General features: G+C 64.4%; 9 protein-coding genes. 1 reads left to right on the top strand and 8 read right to left on the bottom strand.

Going from position 1 to position 12,561, the window contains the following annotated elements; all coding sequences use genetic code 11:
• Positions 1 to 13: 13 nt before the first annotated feature.
• The 7 genes from HY058_11865 to hppD form a co-directional block, all read right to left on the bottom strand.
• On the bottom strand, positions 14 to 670 hold the full coding sequence (locus HY058_11865) for a DUF4433 domain-containing protein (protein ID MBI3497991.1): 657 nt from the start codon (positions 668 to 670) through the stop codon (positions 14 to 16).
• Between the two features lie 2 nt (positions 671 to 672).
• Positions 673 to 2,091, bottom strand: a complete 1,419-nt coding sequence (locus tag HY058_11860) for a restriction endonuclease subunit S (GenBank protein MBI3497990.1) — start codon at positions 2,089 to 2,091, stop codon at positions 673 to 675.
• Complete coding sequence (locus tag HY058_11855) at positions 2,088 to 4,070, bottom strand: SAM-dependent DNA methyltransferase (protein MBI3497989.1); 1,983 nt, start codon at positions 4,068 to 4,070, stop codon at positions 2,088 to 2,090. Before HY058_11855 ends, HY058_11860 begins: the two co-directional genes overlap by 4 nt.
• 237 nt (positions 4,071 to 4,307) lie before the next feature.
• Complete coding sequence (maiA, locus tag HY058_11850) at positions 4,308 to 4,946, bottom strand: maleylacetoacetate isomerase (GenBank protein ID MBI3497988.1); 639 nt, start codon at positions 4,944 to 4,946, stop codon at positions 4,308 to 4,310.
• A gap of 177 nt (positions 4,947 to 5,123) precedes the next feature.
• Positions 5,124 to 6,116: a fumarylacetoacetate hydrolase family protein gene (locus tag HY058_11845; GenBank protein ID MBI3497987.1), complete on the bottom strand. Its 993-nt coding sequence runs from the start codon at positions 6,114 to 6,116 to the stop codon at positions 5,124 to 5,126.
• 152 nt (positions 6,117 to 6,268) lie between these two features.
• A complete protein-coding gene (locus tag HY058_11840) occupies positions 6,269 to 7,414 on the bottom strand; it encodes a homogentisate 1,2-dioxygenase (protein ID MBI3497986.1) in 1,146 nt (381 codons plus the stop codon).
• A gap of 17 nt (positions 7,415 to 7,431) precedes the next feature.
• Positions 7,432 to 8,526, bottom strand: a complete 1,095-nt coding sequence (gene hppD / locus HY058_11835) for a 4-hydroxyphenylpyruvate dioxygenase (GenBank protein MBI3497985.1) — start codon at positions 8,524 to 8,526, stop codon at positions 7,432 to 7,434.
• Positions 8,527 to 8,599: 73 nt separating this feature from the next.
• Here hppD and HY058_11830 point away from each other — a divergent pair, with 73 nt between their 5' ends.
• The gene (locus HY058_11830) at positions 8,600 to 9,073 is read left to right on the top strand and encodes a winged helix-turn-helix transcriptional regulator (GenBank protein MBI3497984.1); all 474 of its coding nucleotides are present in this window, start codon (positions 8,600 to 8,602) and stop codon (positions 9,071 to 9,073) included.
• Positions 9,074 to 9,255: 182 nt separating this feature from the next.
• On the opposite strand, the gene HY058_11825 is transcribed toward HY058_11830, so the two are convergent.
• Entirely contained in the window at positions 9,256 to 12,474 is a 3,219-nt protein-coding gene (locus HY058_11825) for a response regulator (GenBank protein ID MBI3497983.1), read from the bottom strand.
• Between the last annotated feature and the right edge of the window lie 87 nt (positions 12,475 to 12,561).

Genomic DNA, 12,561 nt, shown 5'->3' with positions numbered 1-12,561 from the left:
CGCCATCTCCCCCTCAATAGTACCATTCCCTTCTTATTTCGATTCTCGGCCGATGCGCCGCGCCCTGCATCGCGTTCGATACCAGGGGCACGATGCCCTGGGAGTGAACGCCGATGCGCTCCACTAGATGCCACGGAAATGAGCGCTCTATCAGGAACTCCGCTTGCTTGCCTTCCTTCACGGATCGCGAAACGCCATTTCCGGACCATTGGCGGGCCTGAACTGCGTCCCAGTTGACATCGCCAAGATTTGCGACATCCGAACGATCTTCAAAATAATATGCGCCTGCATTCGACAGGGTGAACGCCCAGCGCAAATTGTTTTGCTGAGCCCAGCTGATGGTGGCATGAAGATCGGCTTCAAGATGAACAATCGGCTCTTGCCCACCCCTGTAAGTAAGCTCCTCGTTCCTTCTGTAGATCAGATAAAGCATAACCGATCTTGAACAAAAGTAGAACGGGGTGCAATGCCCCACACGCAGATCGGGGTGACAGCTCAGACGAAGCTCGTTCAAGCGGCGAGCCTTGATGTTGTTCATGCCGATTGTCGTGCCCACACCCGGCCGCTGAACCATCATCGCGTCCGACCACAGGAAGCCGTCCGCGATGATCGAAGCCAGGCGATCGACGTGCACGATGTGGTAGATTTTGGGCTGGGCGGGAACGGGCATCCTCAGGCGGCAACCTCCTCGTTCTCGTTGTCGCCGACCTCCTCTTCGAGATCGTCGGCCGCAATTTCGTCGATGGGTTCCGCTTCAGTGATCTCGGGTAAGCTCGCTGTGGCCGCGCGCACATCGAGCTTGCCGGTGACGACATCGGCAATCAGGAGAGCGCGGAATTCCTGAAGCAGGGCGATCTCGCGTTCGACGGCGGTTGCCGCTATATCGAACCGCACCGTCGTTTCCGCGATATGTTGAGCAAGGACATCTTGTTCAGATCGAGACGGTAGGCAAATCAAAATACGTTTTAGGTGGGTCGGTCCAAAATGTTCGATGGCCACGCCTGATTTTGCGGCATCGAGCTGATCCTGAAACGGACGTGCGCTGATCAAGTACTTCAGGAACGGCATGGATACGTTGCTTGAAATCGGCCAAAGGCGAATGATCCCCGTATACGGGATTGCACCTTCAACGACTTTGGTAGCGAGACATATTTTGCCCGTGCTCGCGCTAGAGCTGAGTAAATAGTCTCCTTCTTGGACTCGGAAGTGCGGCCAGCGCTTATCAACCATGTCGGGATCGAGAAAATTGCACCCGCGAAGGGTTGCCTCATCGCCATGCAGCCCAGCTATCCGCAACAGCGGAATCCCGACATCTCGGAAGTCGAGCGCCATAATGCCTGGCCCCTCTTGGAACCCAATGCATCGCTTGAAAGGAATCACCTCCCACCCCTCCGGCACGTCGCCGAGCCAGTGGATGCTGGAGGGTTTGAGCTTTACGCTCGGGTCGAAGCCGCGCGTGACGGCGCGATGGACGATGGCCTGCTTCTGGTCATCCAGCAGCGCGATGAGCTTCTTCTTGGCGCGGATCAGCTTCGCCGTCTGCGCCCCGTGCCAATCCAGAAACCGCACGATCAGCCGCTGCTCATCGAGGGGCGGCTGCACGAATGGGATGTTGAGGAAATCTGGCGGATAGAGCCGCAGCCTCGATGTCGTGATGCCGCGCGAGCTGCGCACATATTCTGCCCGATAGACCTCAGTCCGCAGCAGGTAGTCGAGATACTTTGGTTCAAATTGGTTGGTCGTTCTCGGCCGATAGATACCGTAGGCAGGGCTGACAATGCCGACGTGGCGGCTTACGCCGATGGCTGCCATCCACGCCCACATCGTATTTACGACAACGTCACCCGGACGGCAGACCTTGTGCCCCTCATAGCTCTCCGCCATGAACATCGTGATGTTCTTTTGGCTGCGCGGGGTCACGCCCGTCTTGTGCGAAACCGAGAGCAACTCCTCGCCCCCCTCCTCTGACCGGTCATCCACTTCGCGAAAGGAGTATTTCGCGCGATGGACTTCCCAAGCGGTCGGCAGTTCGGCTAACCACGGCAACCCGGTCGGACTCATCTCCGGGTAGGGGCGAAGCCCGTCGATCATCGATTGGCTCCAATGATGTCGGCCATCAGCCCGTCCGTCTCGCGCTCCAGCGCCAGGATGTCGGCGCGGATCGCTTCCAACGGGCGCAGCGGCCGCGGCTTATAGAAGTAACGCGTAAAGCTGATCTCATAGCCAATCGTGGTCTTGCTCTCTTCGATCCACGCATCAGGTGCATGCGGCAGCACCTCCCGGCGAATGAACGCCTCGATCCCGCCCGGCTCCGTCAACGGCACCGTCTCGGTATCGCGCAGGTCGCTGTCGGGCTCGAATTCGACCACGCAGCGCTTGCCTTCGATCGTGGCCGGGAAGAGCCCGCGTAACGCATCGGCCTCCGACTTGCCGGGCTTGTGGATACGGCGGATGACGGGCGCGCCATCCTCGATGATTCGGCCTTCATCCTTGAGTGCCTTGATTTCCTTCGGCGCATAGGCGCGGTTCGGATCGATGCCGCGCGCGCGCAAAGGTCGCTCCACTGTCACCTTCGAATAGCCGAACTCCACATTGTCGAAGATGCGCGATTGATCGCTCTCCTCGAACTTCAGGAAGGTCTCGACGATGCGTTCGATATCGGCATCGGCCAGTTCGCAGCTCTTCTTGCCGAGGTTCTTGCGCAGCGGCTTGAACCAGACAGTCGCGTCGATGAGCTGAACCCGCCCGCGCCGGTGGGCCGGCTTGCGGTTGGTCAGAACCCAGACATAGGTTGCGATGCCGGTGTTGTAGAACATGTTGAGCGGCAGGGCGACGATGGCTTCCAGCCAATCGTTCTCGATGATCCAGCGCCGCACATTGCTTTCGCCGCCGCCGGCGTCGCCCGTGAACAGCGACGAGCCGTTGTGAACCTCGGCAATGCGGCTGCCCAGCGGCGTATCGTGCTTCATCTTCGACAACATGTTGGCGAGAAACAGCATCTGCCCGTCGCTTGAACGGGTGACGAGACTGAATTCGGAATCGCCGGCGTGCTTGATGACGAAGCGCGGATCGCGCATGCCATCCTTGCCGCCCATGCGCTCCTGATCGCTCTTCCAGCTCTTGCCGTAAGGCGGGTTCGACAGCATGAAATCGAACTCGCGCGAGGGGAAGGCGTCGTTGGCGAGCGTGGACCATTCAGGACCGCCGACGATGTTGTCGGCTTCCTCGCCTTCGCCCTTGAGCAGCAGATCGGCCTTGGCGATGGCATAGGTCTCCGCGTTGATCTCCTGCCCGAAGAGGTGGGTCGAGACCTTCTTGCCGTGCTGCGCAGCGAGCTCGTTCAATGTCGCTTCCGCCACCGTCAACATGCCGCCGGTGCCGCAGGCCCCGTCATAAAGCAGGTAGGTGCCCGACGTGATCTGATCGGCGACCGGAACGAAGACCAGTTTTGCCATGAGCTTGACGGCGTCGCGCGGCGTCCAGTGCTCGCCTGCTTCCTCGTTGTTTGCCTCGTTGAAGCGTCTGACGAGCTCCTCGAAAATCGTGCCCATCGCATGATTGTCGAGGCCCGGATGCTTCACCGAGCCATCGCCGTTCAGCACGGGCTTGGGGCCGAGATTGATCGCGGAATCGAGGAACTTCTCGATCAGCGTGCCCAGCACGTCGGCCTTCGAGAGCTTCGGTATTTGATTGCGGAATTCGAAGTTGTCGAGGATTTCCTGCACGTTCGGCGAGAAGCCGTCGAGAAAGGCCTCGAAGTCGGCCTTGAGCTGCGACTGGCTCGCGCGATTGCGCAGATCGCGCAAGGTGAAGCGCGACGTGTTGTAGAACGCCTGTTCGGCCGCCTGCCGGAGAGCGGCGTCCTGATTGGAGATCTTCGCCTTGTCGAGGTTCACTTTCATCGAGAGCACGGCCTGCTTGGTGGGTTCAAGCACCGCGTCGAGACGGCGAAGCACCATCATCGGCAAAATCACATCCCGATACTTGCCGCGCACATAGAGATCGCGCAGGGCGTCGTCGGCTATCCCCCAGATGAAGTTCGTGATCCAGTTCAAATCGCCGTTGCTCATACTCCTTCTATCTCCCGCGTGAGTTGCGCTGTACTGCTGGGGCTACCGAACTATTGACCAAGACGTCCAGACAAGAGCGCCGTCGTCGGGCGGGCGTATGTGATTGGGTCGGTTGAACCTTGGGGTAACTCCTGACGCAAGGCACCAGCAGTTTCCTCTGAAGCGTCAAGGATATCAACGATCCGTGAGTCGTCAGTCGCCGCAATGCGGGCGAGGGGCTTAAGAGGAGTAGGGCGTCTACTCCGCATCCGGCTGCTTCGAGGGTTGCGCCTGATCGAAGGGGGCGAGCGCCATCGCGGCCTCGACGATGCGCCGGATCGTGGGAAAGCCGCTCATGTCGAGCTGGAAGCGCCGGGCGTTGAAGGCTTGCGGCACCAGGCAGATGTCGGCCAGTCCCGGCGTGTCGCCGTGGCAGAAGCGGCCGGTCGAGGGGTGGCCCGCCAGCATCGACTCCATTGCCTGGAAGCCGATCTGGATCCAGTGATTGTACCAACGCTGCAGATTGGCTTCCGAGACGCCGAGATCGCCGGTCAAGTAGGTGAGCACCCGGAGATTGTCGATCGGATGGATGTCGCAGGCGACGACTTGCGCCAGCGCTCGCACGCGCGCCCGTTCGACCGGGGTCGAGGGCATCAGCGGCGGGTGCGGGCGGGTCTCGTCCAGATACTCGATGATGGCGAGTGATTGGGTGAGAAGGGCCGCGCCATCGGCCAGAGCCGGCACCAATCCCTGCGGGTTGTGCCCGAGGAAAGAAGGCGTCGACTGGTCGCCCTTGCGCAGATGGATGAAGACGTTTTCATAGTCGAGGTTCTTGAGGCCGAGCGCGATGCGCACGCGAAACGCCGCCGACGAGCGAAAATAGCCGTAGAGCTTCATCCTCGTTTCCCCTCGCATGACGTAGTCTCGGACGGCGATTGTGCGTCCTTCGGCAAGCTCATCCTTCGACAGGCTCAGGATGAGCCTCGTCTTTTTGCCATCAGTATTTATGCCATGCACATAATCTGCTCATTCTGAGCCTGTCGAAGAACGCACGACGGACGTGCAGGGTGTCGTCTAGCGCACCGGCATCGCTGCGGCGACGGTCTGCTCGATGGCCCCGAAGATCGTCCTGCCGCCGCCATCCAGCATCTCGATGCGCACCACATCGCCGAATTTGAGGAAGGGGGTTACGGGCTTGCCGGATTCCAGCGTCTCCACCGTGCGCTTCTCGGCGACACAGGCATAGCCCGCCGCGGGATCCCGGTTGGAGACGGTGCCCGAGCCGATGATGGTGCCGGCGCCGAGCGGCCGCGTCAGCGCCGCATGCTGGATGAGGCGGGGGAAATCGAAATTCATGTCCACCCCGGCATTGGGGTGGCCAAACTCCTTGCCGTTGAGATGGCTCAACAGCGGCAGGCTGAGCTTGCCGCCGTCCCAGGCAGCCCCGAGCTCGGAAGGCTCGACCGCGACCGGCGAGAATGCCGTCGGCGGCTTGCCGTGGAAGAAGCCGAAGCCCTTGGCGAGCTCGCCCGGGATGAGGTTCCGCAAGGAGACGTCGTTCGCCAGCATGACGAGCTTGATGCGGGAACGGGCCACGGCGGCGCCGATACCCATGGGCACGTCGTCGACGATGACCGCGACCTCGGCTTCGAAGTCGATGCCGAACTCCTCGGAGCCGGCCAGGATCGGATCCCGTGGCCCGAGGAAATAATCGGAGCCGCCTTGATACATGAGCGGGTCGGAGAGGAAGCTCTTCGGCATCTCTGCACCCCGCGCACGGCGGACCAGCTCGACATGATTGAGATAGGCCGAGCCATCGGCCCATTGATAGGCGCGCGGCAAGGGCGAGGCGCACGCTGCCGGATCGAAGGGAAAGGCGCCTTGCATCTGGTCGTGATCGAGGAGGCGGTAGACCGAGCGCAGCTCGGCGGCAACAAAGCCCCAATCCTCGAGCGCGCGCTGGAGCGTGGGGGCGATGTCGGGCACCGGCACGGCGCGGGTCAGCGTGCGGTCGACGACCACCAGCGTCCCGTCGCGGCCGCCCAGCTTCAATGATGCGAGCTTCATCGTTTCTTGCCTCTCCCTTCTCGACTTTTAGGAGATTCACCACGGAGACACGGAGAGCACGGAGAAGAAGGAGCGTTGGCGGGCAAGGCGCGCATTAGATCCTTTCGTCTCCGTGCTCTCCGTGTCTCCGTGGTGCACTCATCGTTTCTTGACTATTCCGCCGCCTTCGCTTGCGTCCTCCAGCTATCGACATAGCCGGTCCATTCCACGCCCTCGGGCAGCGTGGCGATGTCGAGGGCATCGCGGGCATCGATCATGACCGCGACCTCGTCCAGCATCTGCCCGCCCGGGGACTTGGCGGCGAGCGCCAAGGCTTTCGGATGCGGCCCATGGGGAAAGCCCGAGGGGTGCAACGTCACCATGCCGGGATGGATGTTGTCGCGGCTCATGAAACGCCCACGGTGATAGAAGATCACCTCGTCGAAGTCGTCGTTGTTGTGGAAGAAGGGCAGCTTGAGGGCGCCGGGATCGCTCTCCGCCGGTCTGGGCACGAAGGTGCAGACGACGAAGCGGGAGGCAAGGAAGGTGGTGTGCGCCGAAGGCGGCAGGTGGGCCCGGTGGCTCATCAGCGGGCGGATGTCGCGCCAATTGATCCTGACTGGCAACAACGTGCCGTGCCAGCCGACGGCATCCAAGGGATTGAACGGGTAGGTGACGGTGGAGATCCGGCCCCGGCGCTTGATCATGACCCGCCAGGGATCCTCGGTCTGCTGCGCCTTGAACGCGGCATCGATGGCCGGCACGTCCAGCATCGCCGGATCGAACACCGCATGCTGGCCGACCATGCCCTTCTCCGGCAGGCAGTAGCTGTCGCCGGTCGCCTCGATGAGGAGTGCCGTCAGATCGCCCGCGGCCTCGATCCGCCACAGGGTGCCGCGCGGGATCATCAGATAGTCGCCGTCGATGAGCGAGAGATGCCCATAGTCGCAGAAGAACTCGGCGCGGCCTTGATGCAGGAAGACGAGCTCGTCGCCGTCGCCATTGCGCACGAGGTGGTCCATGGCGCCGCTGGTGCGCCATTGCCTGAGGCGGAGATGGGCGTTGCCAAGGAGCTCGGCCGCTTCCCAAGGCGAGGCATCGATGCCGTTGAGCTTGGCGAGATCGAAGGCGCGGGGGCGGAGCGGGCCCTGCCAATCGGTCCAGGCGGTGGGCGGATGGCGGTGGATCATGTGGCTCGAAGGCCCGAAGAAGCCCTCCTTGCCGAGCTCGCGCTCATAGGTGCCGTCGGGCAGATCGGTGTGCGCCTGGCGCGACGCGATGCCTTCCACACGGGGGAACGAGATCCAGCTTTTGCTCATGGTGTGCGTCCCTTCGCTCAGGACCGCGGCACGTCTTGCAGCACGCCGCGGGCGATCTGGTCGCGCTCCATCGATTCGAACAGCGCGCGGAAATTGCCTTCTCCGAAGCCTTCGTCGCCCTTGCGCTGGATGAGCTCGAAGAAGATCGGACCGATCACCGTCTTGGTGAAGATCTGCAAGAGCGTGCCGCCCTTGTCGGTTGGCGCGCCGTCGATCAGGATCTTGTCGCGCTTCAGCCTCGCCACGTCTTCGCCGTGGCCCGGCAGCCGCTCGGCCAGCATCTGGTAATAGGTCTCGGGGACGTCGGCCAAGAAGGCGACGCCGCGTTTCGCCAGGCCCTCGACCGACTCGTAGATGTCGTGGGCGGCGAGCGCGATGTGCTGGATGCCTTCGCCGCGATAGGCTTCGAGATATTCGGCGATCTGCGACTTGTCGTCGGCGCTCTCGTTGATGGGAATGCGGATCTTGCCGCAGGGGCTGGTCATCGCCCGGCTCTTCAGGCCGGTGAGCTTGCCTTCGATGTCGAAGTAGCGGATCTCGCGGAAATTGAAGAGCCGCTCATAGAAGCGCGCCCAGTGATCCATGCGGCCCTGGTGCACGTTGTGGGTCAGGTGATCGATGGCCAGCAGACCCGCACCCTTGGGTCTCGGATCGGCACCCGGCACCGGGCGGAAATCGACGTCGTAGATGGTGCGCTCGCCATAGCGGTCGACCAGGTAGATCAAGCTGTCGCCGATGCCGCGGATGGCCGGGATGTTGAGCTCCATCGGTCCGATCCGCCCCTCGAAGGGCTTGGCGCCCAAGGCTTCGGCGCGCTTCAAGGCGGCCGGCGCGTCCTTGACGCGAAAGGCGATGGCGCAGACCGAGGGACCATGCACGCGGGCGAAGGACTGGGCGAAGCTGTCGGGCTCGCCGTTGACGATGAAGTTGATGTCGCCCTGGCGATAGAGGGTCACGTCCTTCGAGCGGTGCCGCGCCACCGCGGTGAAGCCCATGCCCTCGAACAGCCGCCCGAGCGCGGCCACGTCGGGGGCGGTGTATTCGACGAACTCGAAGCCGTCGGTTCCCATCGGATTGACGGCGTCGGCACCGGCCACCGGTTTCGTCGGCATGTCGCTTCCTCCCGGCCGCCGATCCGCGGGCGGCGCTTGACCCATGGCCCTTGAGCTAGGATATTAGTTGCAAATGAAACCAATTCCAAGCCCCCCCGAAGCGATTGCCGCACCCGGGCTCGAGCTCGAGCGTTTCCTGCCTTACCGGCTCTCGGTCTTGACCAACACGGTGAGCCGCGCCATTGCCCGGCTCTATGCCGAGCGCTTCGGGCTTTCCATTCCCGAATGGCGGGTAATGGCGGCCCTCGGCCGGTATCGGCGGCTTTCGGCCAGCGAGATCTGCGGGGTGACAGCCATGGACAAGGTGCAGGTGAGCCGCGCCGTCGGACGCATGCTCGATCGCCGTCTTATCAGCCGCATCGGCGATGCCGCGGATCGCCGGCGCCGGGTTCTGAGCCTGGCGCCCAGGGGCCGCGCGATCTATGCCGAGATCGTGCCCTTGGCGCTTGGCCGCGAGGCGAATCTGATGGCCGCCCTCACGCCGACAGAATCCGCGCTCCTCGACCGGCTGCTCGCAAAGCTGCAGGCGCAGGCAGCGCGGCTGTAGACAAGACGAGGGGCGCTGGATCGGGTTCCGTTAGCAGCGAAAAATGCCCCCACCCCGACCCTCCCCCGCCTGTCGGCGAGGGAGGGAGCGCCGCACGAACACTTTTGAATCTCCCTCCCCCGTGCGTTAGCGCGGGGGAGGGTGGGGGTTCTTTGAGGTCGGGTACAGGCGCCGCCCTCGGCTCACGAGGCGGCAGGCATGAGCGGTGCCACGGCTTGGCGGAGCTCGGCGTGGGTTTGCTGGAGCAGCCGGTTCAGCACGCCGGCGGTCTCCAAATCTTCGGCGTCGAGGCAATCCTGGATGTCGGCGGCGAGCTGGCCCAGGCGCTGAGCGCCGGTGGAGCGCGCCGCACCTTTAAGCGCGTGCGCGGCGTCCCGTGCCGCTTCCTGCTGCTCCTTGGCCAAGGCCGCGGTGATCTCCTCCAGCATGCGCGGCACGTCGGCGACGAAGCCGGCCAGGAACTGCCGAGCCTCCTCGCCGAAGCCGCCGAAGGTCTCCTTCAGGCGCTCGAGATCCAAGACCTGCGGGTCGATCTCGGGCAGTGCGGCTGCCGCCGCGGCCGGCGCGGCCTGCGGCGCCGCGGCGATCGTTCCGCCCGGGCGCCGGAGCGCCTTCGCCTGCGGCAGGAACCGCTCCAAGATCTGGGTCAGCGCCTTCGAGTCGATCGGCTTCGTCAGATAGCCGTCCATGCCGGCGGCGAGGCACTGCTGCTCGGTGCCGGGCAAGGCATCGGCCGTCAAGGCCACGATCGGCAACCTCACGCCCTCATGCTCTTGGTCGCGAAGCCGCCTGGTGAGCTCGAAGCCGTCCATCTCCGGCATGTGGAAGTCGGTCAGCAGCAGCCCGTGCTCGCCCGGCCGGTAGAGCGCCAGCGCTTCCACACCGTCATTGGCGATCTCATGGGCATAGCCGCGCTGGGTCAGGAGGCGCTTGATCACGATCTGGTTGGTGGCGTTGTCCTCGGCCACCAGCACCAAGGCGCCTGCACCCCGCGCGCGCTCGATCTCCGGCGGCGCCCAGCCCGTCGCCGCATCCGTGCCGGAGGCCTGGCGCGAGTCCAGGCTGGCGCGCCCGAGGCAAGCGGCGATCACCTGCCACAGCCGGCGCCGGCGCAAAGGCATGCTCAAGCTCGCAAACAGCCCCTGGCGATCGGCGGCGGCGAGGCTGGAGACCATGCCCCGGGGTGCGACCAGAACCACCTTGCATTGGCCGAGCCCGTCGGCCGCCAGAACGCTCTCAGCCCGATCCAGCCCGGAGCGGCTGGTTGGGCCGGCGCGCACCAGCACGATGTCGCTCTGGCCGCTTGCCCGGTAGCGGGCACGGAGGTACGAGACGACGTCGATTTCCGGGCCGACGGTTTGCACTTCGGCGATTCCGGCCGCTGCCAAGAGCCGCTCCAGGATCTGGCGGCGCGCCGGCTCGAAGCCGACCAGCACCACGCGCGCATCGGCAATGGCGACTGCCGGCAGCACGGGCGCTCCGTCCCCGACCGCGCCCCCCTCAATCGCAAACGGCAGCTCGAACCAGAAGGTCGAGCCCCGTCCTGCCTCCGACTCGACGCCGATGGCACCCCCCATCATCGCCGCCAGCCGCTGGCAGATGGAGAGCCCGAGCCCGGTGCCGCCATATTTGCGCGCGGTCGAGCTGTCGGCCTGCACGAAGGGCTTGAACAGCTTCAAGCGCTGCTCTTGCGTGAGCCCGATCCCGGTGTCGATCACCTCGAAGCGGAGCCTGACCGCGCCGGCTTTCGGCATCCCTTCGGCGCGCGCCTTGATGGTGATGGCGCCGGAATCGGTGAACTTCACCGCATTGCCGGCGAGGTTGAGCAGGATCTGCCTGAGCCGCGTCGGGTCGCCCGCCAGGCGATCGGGGAGCGCGGGATCGAGATCGAGCACGAAGTCGATCCCCTTCTCCTCCGCCCGCGGGCTCACCAGCTCGCCCGTGCCCTCCGCCACCTCCAAGAGCGAGAACGGCACGCGCTCGATCTCGAGCTTGCCGGCCTCGATCTTGGAGAAGTCGAGAATGTCGTTGATGATCGTCAGCAGCGCCCCGGCCGAGCCGCGGATGACCGAGGACATGCTCTTCTGATCCTCGCTCAAATCCGTCTGGTCCAGCATTTCGGCCATCGACATGACGCCGTTCATCGGCGTGCGGATCTCGTGGCTCATCATGGCGAGGAAGGACGACTTCGCCCGGGTGGCTTCCTCGGCCACGTGCTTGGCTTCGATGAGCGCCCGCTCCGTCGCCCGCCGCCGCGTCACTTCGTTTCTGAGCTTGACCGCGTAGGCGGCGATCGCCAGCGCCACGACGATGACCGCCAGCAGGATGGCGAGGTTGCGCTTGAGCTCGGCGATCGCATCGCCGGCGATCTCGTCGGCGGACTGGCCGATATAGAGGAAGGCCGGGGGCGCCACGTTCTTGTCCAAGGCGGCGCGGGTGCCGATGATGATGCCCGACTCGGCCTCGGCGCGCGCCGCCGATTGGGTCGCCCCCAGCGCCCGGAACAAGGCGAGGTCGGCGGCATCGGCGCGATGCACGAGGCTGACATTGGCGGTATCGCTCAGACCGTCTTCGCTCAAGGCCTCGATATGGCGGCGAAGGTCGGGATGGGAGAGCAGCCGGCCGTCGCCGTCGCCGATGAAGATCATGCCGCTCGGGCCGAGATGGCTCCGGCGGAACCCATCCATGATCTGGGATAAGGATCCGAGCCCGATATCGACGCCGACCACGCCCCAGAGCGCGCCGGCACGGGTCTTGATCGGCATCGCCAAGGTGATGCCCGGCGCCCGCGTCGAGACGAAGACGTAGGGATCGCTCCAGATCGGGGTGCCGCGGGCGAGCACTGCCCGGTACCAGGGCCGCGTGCGCGGATCGTAGGGGACGGCGCGGGCGTCGGCGCGCACCCACTCGCCGCGTTGGCGATCCTGCAGGTACCAGGCATCGCCGGAGCCGCCCGGGCGCCGGTCGATGATGCGCCTGACACCCGCCTCGGCGACCATGCGGCTCAGCATCTTTTCGGCCGAGGGCTGCTCGCTCAGCTCGCGCGGCACGAACTCCTCGTGCAGCATGAACGAGCCGTCGGGAAAGCCGATATAGACGGCATTGATCTGCGCCGCGTGGCGCACCGAGACGGTGGCCAGCGCAAAGAACAGCCTTTCCGCCTCGGCCGCCGCCAGCTCGGGCAGGCCGGCTTCCAGCACGTTCTCGGCAGCGCTCCAGGCCGGGATGAAGAGGTGATTGGCCTCGCTCGCCGCATCCTGCGTGGCGTGCGCCATCGCGATCTCGGCGTCGGTGTAGAGGCTTTCCTGGGTGTCGACATAGGTGCGGGCAATGACCAGCGCCGCCGCGACGACGGCAATGAGCACGGCGAGCCCGACCAGCAAGGTTTCGCGGGCGCGCATCAGTCTCGCCAATGCCGGAGCGACGATTCCCACTTTGGTTCCTTTGTTGCCCAAACCGGCGCAATAGCGAGCGCAGTTTAGCGCCGA

It is taken from the genome of Pseudomonadota bacterium (genome assembly GCA_016195085.1).
Classification (GTDB): domain Bacteria; phylum Pseudomonadota; class Alphaproteobacteria; order SHVZ01; family SHVZ01; genus JACQAG01.
Note: the sequence above shows the minus strand (reverse complement) of the source record. Positions and strands in the feature narration are given on the sequence as shown.

Coding starts and splice junctions, on each gene's coding strand:
- HY058_11840 (MBI3497986.1), bottom strand. CDS start 7,414: ATGAGCAAAAGCTGGATCTCGTTCCCCCGTGTGGAAGGCATCGCGTCG.
- HY058_11865 (MBI3497991.1), bottom strand. CDS start 670: ATGCCCGTTCCCGCCCAGCCCAAAATCTACCACATCGTGCACGTCGAT.
- HY058_11825 (MBI3497983.1), bottom strand. CDS start 12,474: ATGCGCGCCCGCGAAACCTTGCTGGTCGGGCTCGCCGTGCTCATTGCC.
- HY058_11845 (MBI3497987.1), bottom strand. CDS start 6,116: ATGAAGCTCGCATCATTGAAGCTGGGCGGCCGCGACGGGACGCTGGTG.
- HY058_11830 (MBI3497984.1), top strand. CDS start 8,600: ATGAAACCAATTCCAAGCCCCCCCGAAGCGATTGCCGCACCCGGGCTC.
- HY058_11860 (MBI3497990.1), bottom strand. CDS start 2,091: ATGATCGACGGGCTTCGCCCCTACCCGGAGATGAGTCCGACCGGGTTG.
- HY058_11855 (MBI3497989.1), bottom strand. CDS start 4,070: ATGAGCAACGGCGATTTGAACTGGATCACGAACTTCATCTGGGGGATA.
- hppD (MBI3497985.1), bottom strand. CDS start 8,526: ATGCCGACGAAACCGGTGGCCGGTGCCGACGCCGTCAATCCGATGGGA.
- maiA (MBI3497988.1), bottom strand. CDS start 4,946: ATGAAGCTCTACGGCTATTTTCGCTCGTCGGCGGCGTTTCGCGTGCGC.